This is a genomic window from Mycobacterium gordonae, assembly GCF_002101675.1.
Lineage (GTDB): Bacteria > Actinomycetota > Actinomycetes > Mycobacteriales > Mycobacteriaceae > Mycobacterium > Mycobacterium gordonae.
The window spans coordinates 1-1,952 of sequence record NZ_LQOY01000145.1 but is presented as its reverse complement, the minus strand read 5'-3'; the positions used below and the strand labels follow the sequence as shown (position 1 = coordinate 1,952).

Below are 1,952 nucleotides of genomic sequence, written 5' to 3'. Positions count from 1 at the left end.
TGTTTCGTCTCAAGACATCTTTGACGGTTTGTTCTCAAGACACGCTTGACGTTTCGGCGTTGTTCGTGATCTTGTTCCCTCCGGTTTTGTCGGCGGCGGAGTGGGCGGGTTGTGGATCAGCAAGCGTTGGTGGAGTACCGGTATAGGGCGGTGTGTGAGGTGCTGGGCGGCTCGCCGATCGGCGAGGTAGCGCTGCGCTACGGCACGACGCGTCAATCGCTGGACTTTTGGCGGACGCGGTTCAAGGAAGAGGGCATGGCCGGCCTTATCGATCGGTCACGTCGGCCGCATACGAGTCCATCCAAGCTGTCTGCTGAGGTCGCGGCGCAGATATGCCAGATGCGTCGGCAGCATCCGCGTTGGGGCGCTCGTCGGATTAGTCATGAGTTGGGCCGGACGGGACTGGACCGGGTGCCGTCGCGGGCGACGGTGCATCGGGTGTTGGTCCGTAACGGGCTCATCAATCCGCAGGATCAGCACCGCAAACGGAAGTACAAACGCTGGCAGCGCGAAGCGCCGATGCATTTGTGGCAACTCGACATCGTTGGCGGTGTGCCTTTAGCCGACGGACGCGAATGCAAGCTGTTGACCGGCTTGGACGATCATTCCCGGTTTGTGGTGCTGGCCACGGTGTTGGCCACACCGTCGGCCCGTGAGGTCGCGGAGGGGTTCCTCGAGGCGATGCGCCGCTACGGCGTCCCTGCAGAAGTGTTGAGCGACAACGGCGGTCAGTTCACTGGCCGCTTCATCAAACCGCTACCGGTGGAGGTGTTATTCGAGAAGATCTGCCGCGAGAACGGCATCAAGCAGCGGCTGACCAAACCACGATCACCGACGACGACCGGCAAGATAGAACGCTTCCACAAGACATTGCGCACAGAGTTCCTCGATCACGTGGCGCCGTTCGAGTCAATCGCTGCCGCCCAGGAGGCCATCGACGCCTGGGTACACGGCTACAACCACCAGCGCCCACATCAAGGTCTGGACATGGCGGTCCCCGCAAGCCTGTTTCGGCCCAACGGCCCCACTCGTCTCGACCTCACCAACCAATCCGACCAGCCTCAGGATGCGACGCCGTCATCACTGATCATCGATGTGATCGAGCCGCCTCCTTCGCCGCCTCCGGCCGGCGCTGCGTTTGAGTTCGAAGTGCGCGTGCCGCCCAGCGGCGAAGTCTCGATCCGCTCCGGACGTCAGTCGGTCTCCGTCCATAAGAGCCTGGTGGGACGGACCCTGAGTGTCTGGGCCGACCTGCGCAGCATCCATATCAGCCTCGACGGAGAGATTCTGCGCACGGTCCGATCTCGGCTTCTACCCGAGGACTTAAGGCACCTGGCCATGCGCGGCGCACGACCAGCCGGCCCAGAACCCGATCGCCCAGCGTTACGCCGCGCCAACGGCACGGCCGTGATCCGGCCTGGGGAAACGGTCGAGATCGAGCGAACGGTCACCAAAGACGGTGTGGTATCCCTCGCCGGCGCGAGCCATTTGATCGGATTCGCCTGGGCGGGACGGCGCGTCACACTCCGGCTAGACGGGCACCTGATGCACGCCGTGATCGACAACGCTCTGATCGGCACCTGGCCGTGCCCCCTTGACACCGAGCAGCTCGGTCGCCTCAAAGGCGCACGACCACCAGCCACGCCGCTGCCACCACCGCCGCTGCCCGCGGGGTCCCTGCGGGCTCAACGCAAGGTCCACGACAGCGGCCGCATCATGGTCGCCGGCCAAAACATCAAACTCGGCCCCCGCCACCGCGGCAAAATCGTCACCGTCGTCATCGAGGACACCCACCTACGCATCCTGCACGGCGACGAAGAAATAGCCGTACGACCACGACGAAACCTCAAACCCATCACCCGGTTTCACGTCGCTGGCGCAGGAGCCAACCCCCAGAAGCCGTCAAGCATCTCCTGACGACAAAACGTCAAGAATGTCCTGAGTCCTTACAC

1 protein-coding gene is annotated in these 1,952 nt (G+C 63.3%); it reads left to right on the top strand.

Annotation, left to right across the window (positions count from 1 at the left end; all coding sequences use genetic code 11):
• Positions 1–111 precede the first annotated feature (111 nt).
• Positions 112–1,917: an IS481 family transposase gene (locus AWC08_RS20210; protein ID WP_231752331.1), complete on the top strand. Its 1,806-nt coding sequence runs from the start codon at positions 112–114 to the stop codon at positions 1,915–1,917.
• The last annotated feature ends 35 nt before the right edge of the window (positions 1,918–1,952 follow it).